The following is a 19,357-nucleotide window of genomic DNA, read 5'->3' on the forward strand; positions in this document are numbered from 1 at the left end:
CCTGCTGGATCTCGCCGGTTCACGAGGACGGCCGGCTCGTCGAGCCCAACCGCGGTACCACCCCGCTTGCCCCGGCGATGCGGGACCTCTCGTTCGTCAGCTGTGACGGGCTGGACCCGTTCGGTTCTAGTGACGAGACGGATGCCGAGGCGCCCGTTCCGCGTTCTTCCGAAGACTCCCCGGTGATGGCCGGATCGATGTCGCTGCCGTCAATGGTACCGCGCGCTCCGGCGCCGCGCGCGCCCGGTCGGTGCTCCGGCGACGGGGCTCAGCGCCAGGCCTCGCGGACGAGCGCGAGCAGCGCCTCGCGGTCGACGCCGTTCAGCTGCGCCTCGTCGACGAGGTCGTGGATGGCGCCGGCGAGCGCCGTGTGGTGGCCGAGGCGCTTCGCGACCGTCGCGCCCCGGCCGGGATGCAGCTCGATGAAGCCCTCGTCGCGGAGCAGCCGGTAGGCGCGGAGCGCCGTGTTGACGTTCACGCCGAGCTGCGAGGCGAGCCCTCGCGCCGGCGGCAGGCGCTCGCCGAACCCGATGCGTCCGTCGACGATCGCGGCGCGCACGGCGTCGGCGAGCCGTTCGAAGATCGGGCCGGGAGCTGCGGGGTCGATCGCGATGCGCACGTTCCGACCGTATCACTTGCGACATTCGCGCTAGCACATCTGTCGCAATCGGCTTGTCGGGGCATCCGCTCGCTGTCAGGATGGCTCCCCGTGACCTCCGAAGCTCCATCCCCCGCTTCCCTGCCCGCCTCCTCGTCGCCGGTCCGGCGCGTGGCCTGGGCGTCCATGATCGGCACGTCGCTCGAGTCGTTCGACTTCTACGTGTTCGCGTACTTCAGCGCCTACTTCATCGGCCCGCTGTTCTTCGACCCGCTCGGGCGGTTCGGCGGCACGCTCGCCGCGTTCGCCACGATCGGCGTCGCGTTCGTGGTGCGCCCGCTCGGCGCCGCGATCTTCGGTCACATGGGCGACCGGCTCGGCCGACGCGCGACCCTGCTCTGGACCATCGGCATCATGGGCGTCGCGACCGGCCTCATCGGCCTGCTCCCGACGTACGCGCAGGCCGGATGGCTCGGCGCCGTGCTGCTCGTCCTGCTGCGCGTGGCGCAGGGCCTCTCGCTCGGCGGCGAGTGGGGCGGTTCGATCCTCCTCGCGACCGAGCACTCGAGCCCGGTCAAGCGCGCCTTCTATGCGGCGGTGCCGCAGCTGGGCTCCCCCGTGGGATCGATCCTCTCCGCGGTCGTGTTCATCGTGATGACGCTCGCGCTCCCGGCCGAGGAACTCGCGGCGTGGGGCTGGCGCATCCCGTTCCTCCTCGCGATCCCGCTGCTCGCGGTCTCGCTGTACCTGCGCCTGACCATCGACGAGACGCCCGTGTTCAAGGCCGTGGTCTCGGAGCAGCGTCGCGACCGCGTGCCGTTCGCCACCATGTTCCGTGCGCAGCCCGTCGCGCTCCTGATCGCGTTCGGTGCGGCCCTGCTCGGCATCGGCTCGTACTCGCTGATGAACACGTACACGATCAACTACGGCGTGACGAGCCTCGGCTTCAGCTTCCAGGACCTGCTCGTGGCGACCACGATCGGCGGCCTGCTGCAGCTCGTGACCATCCCGCTGTTCGGCTGGTGGGCGACCCGCATCGGCTCGGCGAAGGTCGTGGCGTACGGCGCCCTCGGCACCCTGCTGATCACGTTCCCCATGTACTGGCTGCTGCAGTTCTCGAGCTTCCCGGTGCTCGTGGGAACCATGATCGTCGGCGGCATCCTGCCGACGATGTCGTGGGCCGCGCTCGGCGGCCTCATGAACGACCTCTTCGCCGACCACTACCGCTACTCGGCGCTCTCGGTCGCGTACGCGGTCGCGGCGGCGGTCAGCGGCTTCATCCCCCTGCTCACGACGCTCCTCGGCGAGGCGACCGGATACGTATGGTGGCACCCGGGCATCGTGCTGGCGCTGCTCTCCGCGATCACGCTCGTCTCCGCATGGGCGGCCGCCCGGGTGCGGCACGCGCCGATCTCCGAGGACGGCCGCGAGGTCCAGCCGGCGACGGTCTGAGCCGGCCCGTCGAGAACCGGGGGCGGATGCCGCGGCGCGAGCCGGGGCATCCGCCCCTCGTCGTCGGCCGCTCGCGCACCCGCATCCCCGCCGGTCACGGCGGATTCCCCCGACTCCGGTAGGCTGGACTGTCGCATATTCAGGCACCCCCACGGACTCGGTGCCGCACATACCGAACCGGAGCATCATGACCGACACCGCGCGCATTCCCGACAAGCCCGCCCTCGAGGGCCTCGAGACCAAGTGGGGCGGGGTCTGGGAGGACGACGGCACCTACCGGTTCGAGCGCGAGCGTGCGAACCGCGAGGACGTCTACTCGATCGACACGCCGCCGCCGACCGCCTCCGGGTCGCTGCACATCGGCCACGTGTTCTCCTTCACGCACACCGACGTCATCGCGCGCTTCCAGCGCATGCGCGGCAAGCACGTCTTCTACCCGATGGGCTGGGACGACAACGGCCTGCCGACCGAGCGACGCGTGCAGAACTACTACGGCGTGCGCTGCGACCCGTCGCTGCCCTACGTGGCCGGCTTCACGCCGCCGCACGAGGGCACCGAGGGCAAGACCATCAAGCCGGCCGACCAGGTGCCGATCAGCCGCCGCAACTTCATCGAGCTGTGCGAGCGCCTCACCGCGGAGGACGAGCAGCAGTTCGAGGCGCTCTTCCGCCAGCTCGCCCTCTCGGTCGACTGGACCCAGACGTACCGCACGATCGCCGACGAGGCGCTCTTCACGTCGCAGCTCGCGTTCGTGAAGAACGTCGAGCGCGGAGAGGCCTACCAGGCCCTCGCCCCGACCCTGTGGGACATCACCTACCGCACCGCCGTCGCGCAGGCCGAGCTCGAGGATCGCGAGCAGCCGGGTCACTACCACCGCGTGGCGTTCGCGAAGCCCGACGGCGGCCACGTCGAGATCGAGACCAGCCGCCCCGAGCTCATCCCCGCGTGCGTGGCCCTCGTGGCGCACCCCGACGACGAGCGCTACCAGCCCTTCTTCGGCACGACCGTGACCACCCCGGTCTTCGGGGTCGAGGTGCCGGTCGTGGCGCACCACCTCGCGCAGAAGGACAAGGGCACCGGCATCGCCATGATCTGCACCTTCGGCGACGTGACCGACGTCGTGTGGTGGCGCGAGCTCGACCTGCCCAACCGGGCGATCATCGGATTCGACGGCCGCATCATCGCCGAGGCGCCCGAGGCGATCACCTCCGAGGCCGGCCGCGAGGCGTACGCGAAGCTCGCGGGCAAGACCGCATTCTCGGCGAAGCAGGCCGTCGTCGAGCTGCTCCGCGAGTCGGGCGACCTCCTCGCGGACCCGAAGGCGATCACCCACCCCGTCAAGTTCTACGAGAAGGGCGACCGTCCCCTCGAGATCGTGTCGACGCGCCAGTGGTACATCGTCAACGGCGCCCGCGACGAGGGCCTGCGCGATCGACTGGTGCAGCGCGGCCGCCAGATCGACTGGCACCCCGACTTCATGCGCGTGCGCTACGAGAACTGGGTCGGCGGGCTCTCCGGCGACTGGCTGATCTCCCGCCAGCGGTTCTTCGGCGTGCCGATCCCGGTCTGGTACCCGGTCGACGCCGACGGCAACCCGGTGCACGACCAGCCCATCATCGCCCCCCGCGACATGCTCCCCGTCGACCCGTCGTCGACGCCGGCACCCGGGTACGACGAGGCGCAGCGCGACCAGCCCGGCGGCTTCGTCGGCGAGCACGACATCATGGACACCTGGGCGACGTCGTCCCTCACGCCGCAGCTCGCGGCCGGCTGGGAGCGCGACCCGGAGCTGTTCGACCTGCTCTTCCCCTACTCGCTCCGTCCGCAGGGCCAGGACATCATCCGCACCTGGCTCTTCTCGACGGCGCTGCGCGCCGAGCTCGAGCACGGCGTCGCGCCGTGGTCGAACGCGGCCATCTCCGGCTTCATCGTCGACCCCGACCGCAAGAAGATGTCGAAGTCGAAGGGCAACGTCGTCACGCCCGCCGGGCTCCTCGACCAGCACGGCGCCGACGCGGTGCGCTACTGGGCGGCATCCTCTCGCCTCGGCACCGACGCCGCGTTCGACCCGCAGAACCCGACCCAGGTGAAGATCGGCCGGCGCCTCGCCATCAAGGTGCTGAACGCCGCGAAGTTCATCCTGGGCTTCGAGGGCGCAGCGGATGCCCCGGTGACGGTGCCCGTCGACCGCAGCATGCTCGCCGGCCTCGCGACGGTCGTCGAGCAGGCGACCCGTGCGCTCGAGTCGTACGACCACGCCCGCGCGCTCGAAGTCTCCGAGACCTTCTTCTGGACCTTCTGCGACGACTACCTCGAGCTCGTGAAGGAGCGTGCGTACGGCGAGGCGAGCCCCGAACAGGCCTCCGCCGTGGCCGCGCTCAAGACCGCGCTCAGCGTGCTGCTGCGACTGTTCGCGCCCGTGATCCCCTACGCCGCCGAGGAGGCGTGGAGCTGGTCGCACGAGGGCTCGGTGCACGTGGCCACGTGGCCCGCCGTCGACGAGCTCGCCGCGCGCGGCGAGGCCGGAGTCGAGCTGCTCGAGCTCGCGAGCCTCGCGCTCACCGGCATCCGTCGCGCGAAGACCGACGCGAAGGCCTCGCAGAAGACGCCGGTCGAGCGTGCGGTGATCGCCGCACCCGCCGCCGCGACCACGCTCCTCGCCTCGGCCGAGGGCGACCTGCGCGCCGTCGGGCGCATCGCCGACCTCGGCTTCGCCGAGGCCGAAGTGCTCGAGGTGCGCGACGTCGTGCTGGAGGTCCCGCAGGAGGAGGCCAGCGCATGAGCGTGACCGTCCGCGACGTCGCCGAGAACGACTTCTTCTCGTGGCTGCCGTTGTTCGACGCCTACTGCACGAGCCGCGGCCGCCGGCTCGACGACACCAAGGCGCTGATCGTGTGGAGCTGGATCCAGGAACCGCGCAACGCGTTGCGCGCGTCCGTCGCGGTCGACGACGAGGGCACCCTCGTCGGCCTCGTCCACGCCCACCCCGAGCCGCGCACGCTCGACGCCGGCATCGGCATCGTCGTGGACGACCTGTTCGTCGTCGAGGCGCACCGCGGGAACGGCGTCGCCGGGATGCTGCTCGACCGCGTCCGCGCGATGGCCGCCGAGCTGCACGCGACCCGCATCACCTGGGCGAACGATCCGGGCGACGCCGACGGGCTGCGCCGCTCCGACGAGGTCGCCCGCCGCTCCCCCGCCATCGTGTTCGAGATGGAGCTCTGATGCAGCTCGGGACGCGTTGGGCGTTCGGCGACGAGCCGCCGCGCTCGGTGCCGATGGAACTCCGCCCCGGCATCGCCGCGGCCGAATCCGGCACCCCCGACGGTGCAGGTCGCCACTGGACCCTCACCTGGCTGGAGGGCCGGCCGATCGCCGAGCTCGACGACGGCACGGTCGTGACGCTCGAGACCCCGCACGGCGCGGCCGCGGTCGACGACGGCGACGACTGGTAGCCGCTCGGCTACGCGCGGGCGAGGATCTCGCCGTGCGGCATGAGGAACCAGCCGTCCGGATCGGCGGCCCAGCGACGCCAGGCCGCTGAGATCGCCTCGAGTTCCCCGTGCGACGCGTGCCCGGACTCGATCGCGTGGGCCGCGAACGTGGAGTGCAGCGCGCGCTCCGCCCAGTTGCCGCCCCACCACTCCCGATCGCGGTCGGATGCGAACACCCAGACCGAGCCGCTCGCCGCGACCTCGGCGAAACCCGCCGCGCGCGCCCAGCGCGTGAGGTGGCGCCCGGCGTTGCCGTCGCCGCCGTTCCACGCGCAGATGAGCTCGTTGAGCTCGCGCCAGCGCGCGAGCTCGGGTGCCTCCGGGCTCCAGATCACGCCGCCGTAGTCCACGTCGCGCGCGGCCAGGAGTCCGCCCGGTCGAAGCACGCGCCGGAACTCGCTCAGAGCGTCGACCGGTCGAGCCAGGTGCTGCAGCACCTGGTGAGCATGGACCACGTCGAACACGCCGTCCGGGAAGTCGAGCCGGTAGGCGTCACCGGTGCGGAACTCCGCGTTCGCCACGCCTTCGCTCTCGGCGAGCCCCTGCGCACGGGCGACGACTTCGGCGGAGGCGTCCACCCCGACGGCCACGCCCGGACGGACGCGACGGGCCAGGTCGAGCGTGATCGTGCCCGGGCCGCTTCCGATGTCGAGCACCCGCATCCCCTCGCGGAGGTGCGGCGCGAGGTAGGCCGCGGAGTTCTCGACGGTACGCCACTCGTGCACTCGCAGGACGCTCTCGTGGTGGCCGTGCGTGTATGCGTCGCGGGTCGACGCGGCCGTTCCGTGCATGTCCCGAGCCTATTCCCCGCGGGCCGCGGACACGCCGGGAGATGCGAACAGGGAGGCCCCGTCGGGGCCTCCCTCTTCGCAGGTTCGGTTCAGATCGCGAAGCCGAGCGCGCGCATCATGTCGCGCCCGTCGTCCGTGATGCGCTCGGGACCCCACGGCGGCATCCACACCCAGTTGATGCGGAACCGCTCGACGGTGCCGTCGAGCGCCTCGGCGGTCTGCTCCTCGATGACGTCCGTGAGCGGGCAGCCCGCGCTCGTCAGGGTCATGTTGACGACGAGCGCGTCGTGCTCGTCATCCCAGTTCAGGTCGTAGATGAGCCCCAGGTCGACGATGTTGACGCCGAGCTCCGGGTCCACGACGTCCTTCAGCGCCTCGCTGATCTCGTCGTAGCGCTCTGGTGCGAGTGAAGTGACCATGTTCGTCAGGATACGCCCGGTTACTGGGTCGCCGACTCGGCGACGTGGTAGCGGTCGTAGCCCTCCTCCTCGAGGCGGTCGGCGAGCTCGGGGCCGCCCTGCTCGGCGATCTTGCCTGCGACGAACACGTGCACGAAGTCGGGCTTGATGTAGCGGAGGATGCGCGTGTAGTGCGTGATGAGCAGGATGCCGAGGCCGGTGTTCGCGTGTGCCCGGTTGACGCCCTCGGAGACGACCTTGAGCGCGTCGACGTCGAGGCCCGAGTCGGTCTCGTCGAGGACCGCGAACTTCGGCTTCAGCAGCTCGAGCTGGAGGATCTCGTTGCGCTTCTTCTCGCCGCCCGAGAAGCCCTCGTTGACGTTGCGCTCGGCGAAGCCGGAGTCCATCTTGAGGTTCGTCATGGCGCCGCGGACGTCCTTCAACCAGGCGCGGATCGACGGCGCCTCGCCGTCGATCGCGGTCTTGGCGGTGCGGAGGAAGTTCGTGACCGTGACACCGGGGATCTCGACCGGGTACTGCATGGCCAGGAACATGCCCGCGCGGGCGCGCTCGTCGACCGACATCTCGAGCACGTTCTCGCCGTCGAGGAGGATCTCGCCCTCGACGACGGTGTACTTCGGGTGGCCCGCGATCGTGTAGGCGAGCGTCGACTTGCCGGAGCCGTTCGGCCCCATGATCGCGTGGATCTCGCCCTCGCGGATGGTCAGGTCGACGCCGCGGAGGATCTCGCGGGTGCCCTGGTCGGTCTCGACGTTGACGTGCAGGTTCTTGATCTCGAGCACGGACATGGTGATTCGGTGTCTCTTTCGTTGGTGGCCGGCCGCAGGTGCCGGAAGCGATGGGAGGTCGGGGTCAGACGGCGAGCTTCACCGCGGGGTCGATGAAGACGCCCCCGTCGGTGATCTCGACCTGGTAGACGGGCACGGGCTCGTACGCCGGAAGCGTGAGCGGCTTGCCCGTGAGGAGGGAGAACTTGGAGCCGTGGGCCCAGCACTCGAGCGTGTCGTCCTCGACGAACCCCTCGGAGAGCGAGATGTCGCCGTGGGTGCAGGTGTCCCCGATGGCGAAGATGTCACCGGCCGAGTCCTTGACGACCGCGATCGGCACGCCGTCGACCACGAACTTCTGCGCCTCGTTGACCGCGAGGTCGTCGACCCCGCACACGCGAGTGGATGCCACGTCAGCTCCCCTGGAGTTCCGCTTCGAGCGCCCGGATGAGACGCTCCTCGAGTTCGGCGTCGCCGATCTGCTGCACGACCTCGGCGAGGAAGCCGCGCACGACGAGGCGTCGCGCCTCGTCCTCCGGGATGCCTCGGGCCTGGAGGTAGAACAGCTGCTCGTCGTCGAACCGTCCCGTCGCCGACGCGTGCCCGGCGCCCTCGATGTCGCCGGTCTCGATCTCGAGGTTCGGGACCGAGTCGGCGCGGGTGCCGTCCGTGAGGACGAGGTTGCGGTTCTGCTCGTAGCTGTCGGTGCCGGTCGCCGCATTGCCGATGAGCACGTCGCCGATCCAGACGCTGCGTGCGCCCTCGCCCTGCAGCGCGCCCTTGTAGGTCACGCGCGAGCGGGTGTGCGGTGCGTCGTGGTGCACGAAGACCTGCTGCTCGAGGTGCTGGCCGGCGTCGGAGAAGTACAGGCCGAGCGCCTCGACGTCGGCGCCCTGTTCGGCCAGGTGCGTCGACGGGTTCACCCGGACGACCTTGCCGCCGAGGGAGACGACGATGTGCTTGAGCTTGGCGTCGCGGCCGATGCGCGCGAAGTGGCTCGCGAGGTGGACCGACTCGTCGGTCCACTCCTGGAGGGAGACGACCGTGAGGTTCGCTCCCTCGCCGACGACGACCTCGACGTTCTCGGTGAGTCGGGCGTCGCCGATGCCGCGCAGCACGACGAGCGCCTGGCTGAACGGCGCGGCCTCGATGACGGTGTGGGCGGCGCGCGGCGTCGTGCCGAGACCCGAGCGGGTCACGGTGACGGTCTTGGCCTCCTCGCCGGTGACCTCGACGAGCGCGGCCTCGCCGAACGCCGACCAGGCGTTCGCCGATGCGCGCTCCTCCGGGGTCCCGGCGCGGCCGATGCGGGCGTCGTCGCGCGGGATCCAGGAGAGCGAGACGCCCGCGGCATCCGTCGTCTCGACGTCGATCCGCGAGCCGTCGAGCTCACCGGAGGTGAGGTCGGCGAACGCGGCGACCGGCGAGTACTTCCACTCGTGCTCGCGGCCCGTGATGGGCGCGAAGTCGGCGACGTCGGTCGAGCGGAACCGCTCGGAACGGGTCTGCACGGGAACGATCGGTCCGTCGGAGTGCGCACGGATCCCGTGCTGTTCGGGGGTGGGCAGGGCGGTGCTCTGCATCGCGGTGCTCATCGGTTAGCCGACCGATCCTTCCATGCCCATCTCGATGAGCTTGTTGAGTTCCATCGCGTACTCCATGGGCAGCTCGCGCGCGATCGGCTCGATGAAGCCGCGCACGATCATCGCCATCGCCTCGTCCTCGGGGAGGCCGCGCGACATGAGGTAGAAGAGCTGCTCCTCGCTCACCTTCGAGACGGTGGCCTCGTGGCCGAGCTGCACGTCGTCGACGCGGATGTCGATCGCCGGGTAGGTGTCGGAGCGCGAGATGGTGTCGACCAGCAGCGCGTCGCAGCGCACGGTGTTCGCGGAGTGATGCGCGTTGGCGTCCACCCGGACCTCGCCGCGGTAGCCTGCGCGACCGCCGCCACGCGCGATCGACTTCGAGACGATCGAGGACTGCGTGTACGGCGCCATGTGGATCATCTTCGCGCCGGCGTCCTGGTGCTGGCCCGGGCCTGCGAACGCGACCGAGAGGGTCTCGCCCTTGGCGTGCTCGCCCATGAGGAAGATCGACGGGTACTTCATCGTCACCTTGGAGCCGATGTTGCCGTCGACCCACTCCATGGTGGCGCCCTCGTGCGCGACGGCGCGCTTCGTGACGAGGTTGTAGACGTTGTTCGACCAGTTCTGGATCGTCGTGTACCGCACGCGGGCGTTCTTCTTCACGATGATCTCGACGACGGCCGAGTGCAGCGAGTCCGACTTGTAGATCGGGGCGGTGCACCCCTCGATGTAGTGGACGTAGCTGTCCTCGTCGGCGATGATCAGGGTCCGCTCGAACTGGCCCATGTTCTCGGTGTTGATCCGGAAGTAGGCCTGCAGCGGGATCTCGACGTGCACGCCCTTCGGGACGTAGACGAACGAGCCGCCCGACCAGACGGCCGTGTTCAGCGCGGCGAACTTGTTGTCGCCCGCCGGGATGACCGTGCCGAAGTACTCCTCGAAGAACTCGGGGTGCTCCTTCAGCGCGGTGTCGGTGTCGAGGAAGATGACGCCCTGCTCCTCCAGGTCCTCGCGGATCTGGTGGTAGACGACCTCGGACTCGTACTGCGCGGCGACGCCCGCGACGAGGCGCTGGCGCTCGGCCTCGGGGATGCCGAGGCGCTCGTAGGTGTTGCGGATGTCCTCGGGGAGGTCCTCCCAGGTCTGGGCCTGCTTCTCGGTGGACCGGACGAAGTACTTGATGTTGTCGAAGTCGATGTCCGACAGGTCGGCGCCCCAGGACGGCATCGGCTTGCGGTCGAACAGCTGCAGCCCGCGCATGCGACGCTGGAGCATCCACTCGGGTTCGTCCTTCAGGCGCGAGATGTCGGCCACCACTTCGGGCGCCAGGCCGCGGCGAGCGGATGCGCCGGCGACGTCGGAGTCGGACCAGCCGAACTCGTACGTGCCGAGCCCCTCCAACTCGGGGCGGTCGATGAGTACGTCCGTCATGCTCTCCCTCTTCTCCTCCCGCGCACCGGTTATCAGTCCGGCCCACCCCCGGCCTTCCGGTCGAGGTGCCGGTTCGGTCGTGGGGTGATGTGCGGGTGGCTTCGTCGCGAACCTACAATGGTGATGCGCCGCGCCGCACTCGCGCGCGGAACCGCGTCAACCAACCAAGTCTATAGGGTCGAAGGTCCCGGAGTCCCGACTCCCAGAACCCTCACACTCCGACCCGGATCAGGAACTCGACGAGCCGTGAACCGCGTCATCGCCTGGCTGCCCGACCGCATCGACCGCCGAGTGCGCGTCGCCGCGTGGCTGTCGTTCCTCGCCCAGACGATCATCATCGCCACGGGCGGCGCGGTCCGCCTCACCGGGTCCGGGCTGGGCTGCCCGACCTGGCCCATGTGCACGGCCGACTCGCTCGTCACGACGCCCGAGATGGGCATCCACGGCGTGATCGAGTTCGGCAACCGACTCATGACCGGCGTCGTCGGCATCGTCGCGTTGCTCGTGCTGCTCTCGATCTGGCGCCTGCGGCGCGAGCGCCGCGACCTCTGGCGGCTCGCGCTGATCGTGCTCCTCGGCATCGTCGCGCAGGCGATCGTCGGCGGCATCACGGTGTGGACCGGCCTCAACCCGTTCATCGTCGGCTTCCACTACGTCGCCTCGCTCGCGCTCGTGTGCGTGACGGCGGCCTACCTCGTGCGACTCGACGCGACGCCCGGCCCGCGCGAGCTCGCCGTCCCGCGCTGGTTCGCGATCGTCACCCACGTCACGACCGCCGTGCTCGCGATCTCGATCGCGTTCGGCGTGCTCACGACGGCCTCCGGCCCGCACTCGGGCGATGCCGACGCCGGCCGCACGGGCTTCAACGCCGAGCTGCTGGAGCACGTGCACGCATGGCCCGGCTACGCCCTCTTCGCGCTGACCGTGGTGCTCGCGATCGCCGCGTGGCGCCTGCACCTGCCGGTCGCCCGCTGGACGCTCGTGCTCCTCGGCGTCGAACTCGTCCAGATCGCCGTCGGGCTCTACCAGGCCCGCAACGGCCTGCCGCCGCTCGCGGTCGGCATCCACATGGTCCTCGCGGCACTCACGGCCGCGACCATGACCGTCGTCGTGCTGCGGCTCAAGCGGCCCGCGACGATGGACGCCTCCGCCGACGCGTCGGCCGTGGCGGCATCCGCGCACTGAGACGCCGGGTCCCGAGACGGCGGGTCACCTCGCGGCTCCGCCGTCGCGGTCCGTTCCGTCGTCGGGGTCGAGCCGGTGGACCAGCCTGGCCAGTTCGACGCGGTTCGCCGAGCCGGTCTTCGCCAGCATATGCGAGACGTGCGTGCTCACCGTCTTCTCGCTGATGACGAGCGACCGCGCGATCTCCGAGTAGGTCCGCCCGACCGCGACGAGCGCGAGGACCTCCCGCTCGCGTTCGGTGAGGTCGGCCAGCAGGCCGGGCGCGTCGACGACGGCGTGCCCCGGCTCGTCGATCGGCACGTGCGATCGCCGGGCGAGGTCGAGCACCTCCCGCTCGACGGGACGCATGCCGAGGTCCCGCGAGCGCCGCAGCGCCGTCCTCAGCATGCGGATCCCCTCCGCTCGGTCTCCCCTGCGGCCGAGCAGCGACTCGGCGGCCCGCCAGGTCGAATACGCCTCTTCGAACGGCAGGCCCGCGTCCGTGCATGCGTGCGCGGCGTGCAGCCATGCGTCGGCCCCGTCGGCCCGCCCGACGGCTCGCGAGACCTCCGCCGCGTACCACGCTCCGAACGCCGACTCGTGGAGGTCCTTGAAGCGCCCGGGCAGCCCGAGGTCCAGCACGATGTGCGGGTGCGACGCGACGAACCGTTCGACGCGCTCGAGCTCGTCGTCCGCGTCGCGCCCCGCGTCGCGAGCCGCGCGGACGTCGTCGGCCAGCGCGCGCGCGGCGATCGGCACGAGCCATTCGCACATCGTGGGCGGGATTCCCCCGTCGTCGTCGAGTGCGTCGATCGCGGCCCGGACCGCCCCGTTCCGGTCGCCATGAGCGAGCCGCACCTCGGCACGGACGGCGGCGAAGCACATGGAACGGAATGTCTCGCCCCCGTCGACCAACTCGTCAGCACGCGCGAGGTGGCTCTCGGCCTCGGACATGCGACCCTGCAGCGTCGCGTACCGGGCCGCGGCCAATCTCGCCTGCACGTCGCCGATCGGCCCGGGGTCGGCTCCGAGCGCGATGCGGAGCATCGCGCCGCATTCGGCCGTCTGTCCGGCGACCAGCCGGGCCATCGCCTCGAGGCTCGCGAGCCACGCCACGAGCGCGAGTGGTGCACCGCCGGACGTCAGCTCGAGGCGTGCCCGCTGCAGGTGGTCGGCGTAGTCGGCGGTGAACCACGGAGCCGACGCATTCGCGAGCGCGAACACCGATTCGACGTAGGCGAGACGGTGATCGGCGGCTCGCGCGGCGTCGAGCGCGCGGCGAGCCGAGTCGAGTGCGGCCCGCCCGTCCCCGCGCATGAGCGCCACCTGCGAGGAGAGCGCGAGTGCACGCGCGATGGCCCGCGGATCGCCCGAGGCGATCGCGAGATCGTGAGCGCGCCGGGCGTGGAAGGTCAGGGAACTCGGCATCCCGGCCCACAGCTCCGACCACGCGAGTTCGGTGAGCGCGACGGCGTACCCGGGATTCGACGGATCGCTTCGAGCGAGCCGCTCCGCGTCGCGGCTTCGCTCGATGGGGAAGAAGTCGATCCCGAGACGGAATCGGAGTTCGGACTGGTCCACGAGCAGTTCCGCGCGTTCCACCGCCCCGGCGGACGGATCGACGATCCCGAGCAGCTGTTCGATGGCCCAGAGCTCCTGGTCGGCGAGACCGGCGTCCGACGCCGCCGCGCGCAGTCTCCTGAGCAGCGCAGCGAGGTCGGGTGTCGGTTCTCCCAGGGCCGCAGCCAGGTTCGCCGCGCGTCGCAGGAGCATCACGACATCACGCTCTCGACCGGAGCCCTCGGGTGCGGCTGCGTCCGCTGCCGCACGCGTCCACCGATAGGCCTCGCCGAACTGCTCCCCGCGGTAGCGGTGATCGGCGATCGAGGCGAGATCGTCGAACGCGGGCTGGAACGGGCGCCCCGAGCCGGCGGCGAGGAGCGGCTCCCTTCCGGGCTCGGAGAGGCGCCGCTCGAGCTGGTCGGCGATGCGGCGATGGATGCGGCGTCGATCGCCCGGGATGGCCGCAGCGTCGAGCATCTCCGCGATGAGCGGGTGGCAGAACCAGAGCCGTCCGTCGGCGGTCAGCTCGATCACGTTGCTCGCCATGGCCTCGTCGAGCCAACGCCCCGTGGATTCGCGAGACGCGTCCACGGCCGCGGCGAGGTCCTCGTCGGCGAGCGGCGCACCGGCGATCGCGAGGGCGGTCGTCGCGGAACGTGCCGCACTCGAGAGCGTGTACCACGTGCCCAGGACCGCAGCGGAGAGGTCGGCGGATCGGCCCTCCGCCACCGCACGAGCGTGCACCGACAGTCCCGGAGTCAGCAACCGGGTGAAGTACGGGTTGCCGTGCGTCCGGCGGTGGACATCGTCGATGAGCGACTGGTGGGGCTCGCCGCCGAGGAGGTCGGCGAGCTGGGTCCCCGTGGCGGTCCGGTCGAAGGGAGCGAGTTCCAGTTCCGCCACGCGCGGCATCCGACGGAGGTCGGCCAACCACCGCTGCACCGGATGATCGTCTGCGACGTCGCCGGATCGCAGGGTCGCGATGATGGCCAGCGGTCGCGCGGCCGGGCCCGCGATCGCGTACATCAGCGCATCGAGTGTGCCCTGGTCCGCCCACTGCACGTCGTCGATCACGAGGATGAGCGGACCGCGCGCACACGCCGCGTCGAGCCCGGCGTCGAAGCGAACGACCCATTCGCCGGGATCGGTCGCCCCGACCGGCGGACCGGCCTCCCACTCCGGGTCGTCCCGCACTGCGGTCCGGAGCGCGCCGAACGGGATCATCGTCGAGCGGAGGGGCAGGCAGCGACCGATGAGCGGCCGTTCGCCGTCGGCGCGCGCGTCGACGACATGCATGACCAGCGAGGTCTTGCCGACGCCCGCCGCACCGGTCACGATCAGCGTCTGCGCCTCGCCCGCCCGCGCACGATCGAGCACCGCCTCGACGGCCTCGACCTCCGACGCACGGCCGACGAACGCCGGCCGGACCGCGGTGTCCCGAACGGTCATGCCGTCAGTCTCCCACCGGACGCGTTCGCCGCGCTCGCTCCGGCGCGGACCGCGCCGCCGTCCGGCGAGTCGTGGCGCGCGGCGTCGGCATCGTCAGGCCCGGTCCCCATCACCCGGGTCGAGCCGGTGGACCAGCCTGGCCAGTTCGACGCGGTTCGCCGAGCCGGTCTTCGCCAGCATATGCGAGACGTGCGTGCTCACCGTCTTCTCGCTGATGACGAGCGACCGCGCGATCTCCGAGTAGGTCCGCCCGACCGCGACGAGCGCGAGGACCTCCCGCTCGCGTTCGGTGAGCCCCGGCACGACCGACGCGGCCTCCGGCATCGACTGATCCGGCTCATCGATCGGCACGCGCGCCCGACGCGCGAGGTCGACCAGCTCCTCCTCGACCGGTCTCGCCCGGAGCCGCCGCGCGAGCGCGAGACCCGAGCGCACCATGTCGGCTCCGTCTGCCCGGGCCCCATCCCGCCCGAGCAATGCCTCGGCCGCGCGCCAGCGGGCGTACGCCTCCTCCCATGGAAGGTGCGCGGACGCGCATCGCGCCACCGCGAGCGACCACGCATCGGCGGCCTCCGGGGCGGCACGCGCGCGGGCGCACTCGGCCGCGTACAGGGCGTCGAGCGCCGCGACCTGACCGCGCATGAGCTCCGTCGACGTCCCGACGTCCTCGATGACGTGCGGGAAGCGCGAGACGAGGCTCGCCAACCGGTCGAGCACCTCGTCGACGGGGTCGCCGGCGTCGCGAGCCGACTGCGCGAGGTCGGCGAGCGCGCGGGCGGCGAACGGCATCAGCCACTCGGCCATCGTCGGCGCGATCCCCCGTTCGACGGCGCCCTCGAGTGCCGCTTCGTACGCACCGGCCGCGTCGCCGATGGCGAGGCGGACCTCCGCGCGCACCGCGTCGTACTCGAGGGGCAGGAAGGCCGACCCGTCGACGACGAGCTCCTCGACGCGCAGCAGGTGCGCCTCCGCCTCGCGCAGCTGCCCCTGGAGCGAGGCGAGCCGCGCCGCCGTGAGGCGTGCCTCGACGTCCCCGAGCGGGCCGGGATCGGAGCCCAGCGCGACACGCAGCCGCTCGTCCGCCTCGCGCCATCCACCGCTGGCCAGGCGCGAGTTGGCTTCCGCGGCCGACAGCCAGGCGACGTACGCATGCGTGCCGCCGTTCGCCTCGAGCGCGCGTCGGTAGTCCCCGAGCCGCGCGGCGTAGTCCGCGCTGGCCCAGGTCTCGATCGCGTTCACCGCCCACAGTGCGGCGTGCACGTACGCGAACCAGTCCCTCGCCGCCAGTGCCGGCGCCGTCGCCTCCCGGCCGAGCGCCGCCCCGCTCGCGGTGTCGCCCTCGATGATCGCGGTCATCGCGCCGACGCTGAGCGCGAAGGAGAGCGCCCTCGGATCACCGGCGGCGCGAGCGTGGGCGAGCGCCGCGACGGCGTGCTCGTCGGCGGCGGCCACGCCGTGCCATCGTTCCGCCTGGGCGAGCTCCGCCAACGCGAGCGCGTACTCGGGACTCGCCGGGTCGGCTGAGGCGAGCCGCAGCGCGTCCTCCAGTTCCGGTATCTCGGCGAACGCGAGGCCCCGCATGAACCGGAGGTGCGTCCGCCGCACCCGGAGGGCGGCCGCACGCAGCGGATCGGCATCCTCGTCGATGCGAGCGAGGAGCATGTCCACCGCGTCGAGTTCGTCCGCGGTGTCGCCCGCAGCCTCGGCCGCGCGGAGCAGCCGCTCGAGGAGCTCCTCGATCGAGGGCTCGACACCGGGCAGCTGCGCACGCAGGTCGACGGCGCGTCGGAGCAGCCGCAGCTCCTCCGCCGTGCCCGCCGCGTCGCGGGCGGCGCCTGCCGCACGCAGGGTCCAGTCGAGGGCGGCCCGCCGTTGCCCGGCGCGGTGGCGGTGGTCGGCCATGGCCGCCGCCGACGACACGGACGACTCGGCCTGCCCGCCGGCCTCGATGGCATCCGCGAACCGTCGATGCCATTCTCGGCGCTCGTCGGCGCCGAGCTCGGCCTCGAGCGCCTCCGCGTTCAGCGGGTGGTGGAACCAGAACCCCCCGTCCTCGAGCAGGTCGAGCGTTCCGGCGGCGACGGCCTCGAGCAGGAGCGATCGGACGGCCGCGACATCCGCCTCGCCCACCACCGTCGCAAGGTCGTCGGCGCCCATCGCGCGCCCCCCGACCGCGAGCACGGTCGCCAGCCGCCTGGTGGGCTCGGAGAGGCGGTACCACGACTGCAGCACCGCCGAACTGAGGTCGGCGGGGAACGACGCGGACACGGCTCGCGCGTGCGGGGCGAGCCCGGCGGCCAGCAGTCGCGTGAAGTAGGGGTTCCCACGGCTGTGCGCGTGCACGTCGTCGATCAGCGATTGGTGGGGCGAGGTGCCCAGCACCGCCTGGAGCTGGGCGGCCGTGCCCGCCCGGTCCAGCGGGCCGAGCTCGAGTTCGGCCGTCCTGGGCAGGCGGCGGACGTCGGCGAGCCAGCGCTGGAGCGGATGGCCGGGGCCGACCTCACCGGCGCGCATCGTCACGACGATCGCGAGGCGGCGCGACGCCGGGCCCGCCACGGCGTACATGAGCGTGTCGAGCGTGCTGCGATCGGCCCACTGGACGTCGTCGACGACGAACGTCAGCGGTCGCAGTTCGCACTGCTCGTCCAGCCAGGCGTCGAAGCGCAGGGCGAAGTCCCGTCCCGAGCCGTCGGCGGCCGGGAGCGGGGGCGCCACGAGACGCGGATTCCCGCGGAGCGCGGAGCGGATCGGGAGGAACGGGATCGACATCGACGTGAGCGGCAGGCATGCGCCGACGAGGGTCTCCCCGTCCGCCCGACGCACCGCGCACGCCGCCGCGACGAGTGCGGTCTTGCCGACGCCCGCGTCCCCCGAGACGACAAGGGTCTGCGCCTCCTCGCCCCATGCCCGGTCGAGGAGTCCCCCCACGATGTCGAGCTCCCGCTCGCGGCCGACCAACTGCGGCCCGGCGGTCGCGGCTGGCACGACCACCCGACCAGTCTGGCATCGACGCGGCCGGGAATCAGGTATTTCGTCATCCATCTCAGGGTCCGGACCCGATTCGGCGCCGGGCGACGACGCGCATCGTCGTTGGTGTCGACGCGATGTCGACCCCGTCCCGGAAGGAACACGATCATGCGCACCACCACCACCGCCCTCACCTCGGCGCTCGTCGCCTCGGCGGCCGCGCTGCTGTCCGTCATCGCCGCCGCACCCGCGGTCGCACGCCCCGAGCCGGCTCCCGAGCCGACGACGGCCGTGGTCTCCGTTCAGCGGGCCGACGTCGATCGGTGCCCGCTCGAGCGCATCGGCACCCAGTTCGTCCGGTGCGACGTCCTCACGGGCGCCGGCGTCTCCGCCCCGACCTACATCCCGGAACAGCGCTGACGACTCGGAACCGCACGTGCCCGGGGGCCACGGGGTGGAGTCCCCGGGCGCCGCGGTGGGGTGACCGGCCGCGGCGCCTAGAAGGGCAGGAGCGGGTCGATGCCGACCGCGAGGAAGAGCAGCGAGAGGTAGATGATCGACCCGTGGAACACCCGCATCGGCGAGACCTCCTGGCCGCGGATCGCGAGGTTGTAGAGCCGGTGGCACTCGGCGACGAACCAGACGCCCGACACGAGCGCGACGCTCGAGTAGAGCAGGCCCATGCCCGCGACCGGGATGAGCAGCAGCGACGCGGCGACCGTCGCGTAGGCGTAGAGGATGACCTGCAGGCCCACCTGCGCGCGACCGCGCACGACGGCGAGCATCGGCACGCCGGCGGCCGCGTAGTCGTCCTTGTACTTCATCGACAGCGGCCAGTAGTGCGGCGGCGTCCACAGGAAGATGATGAGGAACAGGATGAACGGCGCCCAGCTGAGGCTCTCGGTCACCGCGGCCCAGCCGATGAGCACCGGCATGCAGCCCGCGACGCCGCCCCAGACGATGTTCTGCGCCGTGCGGCGCTTCAGGATCAGGCTGTAGAAGACGACGTACAGCAGGATGGCGGCGAGCGAGAGCAGTGCGGCGAGCCAGTTGGCGAACACCCAGAGCCAGGCGATGGATGCCGCGCCCAGCGCGTACGCGAAGACCAGCGCCTCGCGGTCCGTGAGTTCGCCGGTGACGAGCGGCCGACCCTTCGTGCGCTTCATGACGCGATCGATGTCGCGGTCGATGTAGCAGTTGAACGCGCCCGCCGAGCCGGCGCTCATCGCGCCGCCGACGAGCGTCGCGAGGAGGAGCCACACGTCGGGAAGGCCGTTCGAGGCGAGGATCATCGTGGGCGCGGTCACCACGAGCAGGAGCTCGATCACGCGAGGCTTGGTGAGTGCGACGTACGCGGCGACCTTGCGTCGCACGGTCGTCGTCCGTCGAGCGTCACGGATGGTCGGCGCGGCCTGCATGAATTCCTCTTCCGGGCGCGCGCCGACGATGCGGGGCGCGCGCAACCCGTTCGATTCTAGGCCATCCGATCGTCGCCGGACGGACGCGTCAAGCCCCGTCATAGAGTGAGGGGTACTCCATATACTGAACCCAGCGCGCCCGGTGGCGCGGATTCGACGTGCTACTCCACCTGACGCATGACCGGATCGGTCCCGGGCTCCACCGCGCCGTCGCGTTTCCCGGCGGGTCCGGGAGCCGAATGGAGAGGCTCCCCGACG

16 protein-coding genes are annotated in these 19,357 nt (G+C 71.5%); 6 read left to right on the top strand and 10 right to left on the bottom strand.

All coding sequences use genetic code 11. The features are described from left to right. Positions 1–268: 268 nt before the first annotated feature. Positions 269–619, bottom strand: coding sequence for a GntR family transcriptional regulator (locus ABME02_RS04825; protein ID WP_353814142.1), 351 nt, complete (start codon positions 617–619; stop codon positions 269–271). Positions 620–784: 165 nt separating this feature from the next. Here ABME02_RS04825 and ABME02_RS04830 point away from each other — a divergent pair, with 165 nt between their 5' ends. The 4 genes from ABME02_RS04830 (at position 785) to ABME02_RS04845 (ending at position 5,505) form a co-directional block, all read left to right on the top strand. Beyond that, a complete protein-coding gene (locus tag ABME02_RS04830) occupies positions 785–2,050 on the top strand; it encodes an MFS transporter (RefSeq protein WP_353814143.1) in 1,266 nt (421 codons plus the stop codon). 187 nt (positions 2,051–2,237) lie between these two features. Then, the gene (gene valS / locus ABME02_RS04835) at positions 2,238–4,832 is read left to right on the top strand and encodes a valine--tRNA ligase (protein WP_353814144.1); all 2,595 of its coding nucleotides are present in this window, start codon (positions 2,238–2,240) and stop codon (positions 4,830–4,832) included. Continuing rightward, complete coding sequence (locus ABME02_RS04840; RefSeq protein WP_353814145.1) at positions 4,829–5,275, top strand: GNAT family N-acetyltransferase; 447 nt, start codon at positions 4,829–4,831, stop codon at positions 5,273–5,275. Before valS ends, ABME02_RS04840 begins: the two co-directional genes overlap by 4 nt. After that, complete coding sequence (locus tag ABME02_RS04845) at positions 5,275–5,505, top strand: hypothetical protein (RefSeq protein WP_353814146.1); 231 nt, start codon at positions 5,275–5,277, stop codon at positions 5,503–5,505. The genes ABME02_RS04840 and ABME02_RS04845 overlap by 1 nt, the downstream gene beginning before the upstream one ends. 8 nt (positions 5,506–5,513) lie before the next feature. Here ABME02_RS04845 and ABME02_RS04850 read toward each other — a convergent pair whose 3' ends face one another. The 6 genes from ABME02_RS04850 to sufB form a co-directional block, all read right to left on the bottom strand. Further along, positions 5,514–6,335 (bottom strand): methyltransferase domain-containing protein, encoded by an 822-nt coding sequence (locus ABME02_RS04850; RefSeq protein ID WP_353814147.1) that lies wholly within the window; start codon positions 6,333–6,335, stop codon positions 5,514–5,516. An 89-nt stretch (positions 6,336–6,424) separates the two neighbouring features. Then, the gene (locus tag ABME02_RS04855; protein WP_344369016.1) at positions 6,425–6,754 is read right to left on the bottom strand and encodes a metal-sulfur cluster assembly factor; all 330 of its coding nucleotides are present in this window, start codon (positions 6,752–6,754) and stop codon (positions 6,425–6,427) included. A 20-nt stretch (positions 6,755–6,774) separates the two neighbouring features. After that, positions 6,775–7,542, bottom strand: a complete 768-nt coding sequence (sufC, locus tag ABME02_RS04860) for a Fe-S cluster assembly ATPase SufC (protein WP_353814148.1) — start codon at positions 7,540–7,542, stop codon at positions 6,775–6,777. A gap of 64 nt (positions 7,543–7,606) precedes the next feature. Next, positions 7,607–7,933: a non-heme iron oxygenase ferredoxin subunit gene (locus ABME02_RS04865; RefSeq protein ID WP_353814149.1), complete on the bottom strand. Its 327-nt coding sequence runs from the start codon at positions 7,931–7,933 to the stop codon at positions 7,607–7,609. Position 7,934: 1 nt separating this feature from the next. Then, positions 7,935–9,104 (bottom strand): Fe-S cluster assembly protein SufD, encoded by a 1,170-nt coding sequence (gene sufD / locus ABME02_RS04870; RefSeq protein WP_353814150.1) that lies wholly within the window; start codon positions 9,102–9,104, stop codon positions 7,935–7,937. Positions 9,105–9,119: 15 nt separating this feature from the next. Then, the gene (sufB, locus tag ABME02_RS04875) at positions 9,120–10,538 is read right to left on the bottom strand and encodes a Fe-S cluster assembly protein SufB (RefSeq protein ID WP_353814151.1); all 1,419 of its coding nucleotides are present in this window, start codon (positions 10,536–10,538) and stop codon (positions 9,120–9,122) included. 246 nt (positions 10,539–10,784) lie between these two features. On the opposite strand from sufB, the gene ABME02_RS04880 reads away from it, so the two are divergent. Continuing rightward, a complete protein-coding gene (locus tag ABME02_RS04880) occupies positions 10,785–11,723 on the top strand; it encodes a COX15/CtaA family protein (RefSeq protein ID WP_353814152.1) in 939 nt (312 codons plus the stop codon). A gap of 24 nt (positions 11,724–11,747) precedes the next feature. On the opposite strand, the gene ABME02_RS04885 is transcribed toward ABME02_RS04880, so the two are convergent. Further along, positions 11,748–14,714 (bottom strand): helix-turn-helix transcriptional regulator, encoded by a 2,967-nt coding sequence (locus ABME02_RS04885; RefSeq protein WP_353814153.1) that lies wholly within the window; start codon positions 14,712–14,714, stop codon positions 11,748–11,750. Positions 14,715–14,807: 93 nt separating this feature from the next. Beyond that, on the bottom strand, positions 14,808–17,705 hold the full coding sequence (locus ABME02_RS04890) for a helix-turn-helix transcriptional regulator (RefSeq protein WP_353814154.1): 2,898 nt from the start codon (positions 17,703–17,705) through the stop codon (positions 14,808–14,810). A gap of 144 nt (positions 17,706–17,849) precedes the next feature. On the opposite strand from ABME02_RS04890, the gene ABME02_RS04895 reads away from it, so the two are divergent. Continuing rightward, positions 17,850–18,101 (top strand): hypothetical protein, encoded by a 252-nt coding sequence (locus ABME02_RS04895; RefSeq protein ID WP_353814155.1) that lies wholly within the window; start codon positions 17,850–17,852, stop codon positions 18,099–18,101. A 77-nt stretch (positions 18,102–18,178) separates the two neighbouring features. Here ABME02_RS04895 and ABME02_RS04900 read toward each other — a convergent pair whose 3' ends face one another. Further along, the gene (locus tag ABME02_RS04900; protein WP_353814401.1) at positions 18,179–19,099 is read right to left on the bottom strand and encodes a heme o synthase; all 921 of its coding nucleotides are present in this window, start codon (positions 19,097–19,099) and stop codon (positions 18,179–18,181) included. Between the last annotated feature and the right edge of the window lie 258 nt (positions 19,100–19,357).

This window comes from Agromyces zhanjiangensis (assembly GCF_040496055.1).
GTDB classification, from domain to species: Bacteria; Actinomycetota; Actinomycetes; order Actinomycetales; family Microbacteriaceae; genus Agromyces; species Agromyces zhanjiangensis.

Coding starts and splice junctions, on each gene's coding strand:
- ABME02_RS04830 (WP_353814143.1), top strand. CDS start 785: ATGATCGGCACGTCGCTCGAGTCGTTCGACTTCTACGTGTTCGCGTAC.
- valS (WP_353814144.1), top strand. CDS start 2,238: ATGACCGACACCGCGCGCATTCCCGACAAGCCCGCCCTCGAGGGCCTC.
- ABME02_RS04840 (WP_353814145.1), top strand. CDS start 4,829: ATGAGCGTGACCGTCCGCGACGTCGCCGAGAACGACTTCTTCTCGTGG.
- ABME02_RS04845 (WP_353814146.1), top strand. CDS start 5,275: ATGCAGCTCGGGACGCGTTGGGCGTTCGGCGACGAGCCGCCGCGCTCG.
- ABME02_RS04850 (WP_353814147.1), bottom strand. CDS start 6,335: ATGCACGGAACGGCCGCGTCGACCCGCGACGCATACACGCACGGCCAC.
- ABME02_RS04855 (WP_344369016.1), bottom strand. CDS start 6,754: ATGGTCACTTCACTCGCACCAGAGCGCTACGACGAGATCAGCGAGGCG.
- sufC (WP_353814148.1), bottom strand. CDS start 7,542: ATGTCCGTGCTCGAGATCAAGAACCTGCACGTCAACGTCGAGACCGAC.
- sufD (WP_353814150.1), bottom strand. CDS start 9,104: ATGCAGAGCACCGCCCTGCCCACCCCCGAACAGCACGGGATCCGTGCG.
- sufB (WP_353814151.1), bottom strand. CDS start 10,538: ATGACGGACGTACTCATCGACCGCCCCGAGTTGGAGGGGCTCGGCACG.
- ABME02_RS04885 (WP_353814153.1), bottom strand. CDS start 14,714: ATGACCGTTCGGGACACCGCGGTCCGGCCGGCGTTCGTCGGCCGTGCG.
- ABME02_RS04895 (WP_353814155.1), top strand. CDS start 17,850: ATGCGCACCACCACCACCGCCCTCACCTCGGCGCTCGTCGCCTCGGCG.
- ABME02_RS04900 (WP_353814401.1), bottom strand. CDS start 19,099: ATGCAGGCCGCGCCGACCATCCGTGACGCTCGACGGACGACGACCGTG.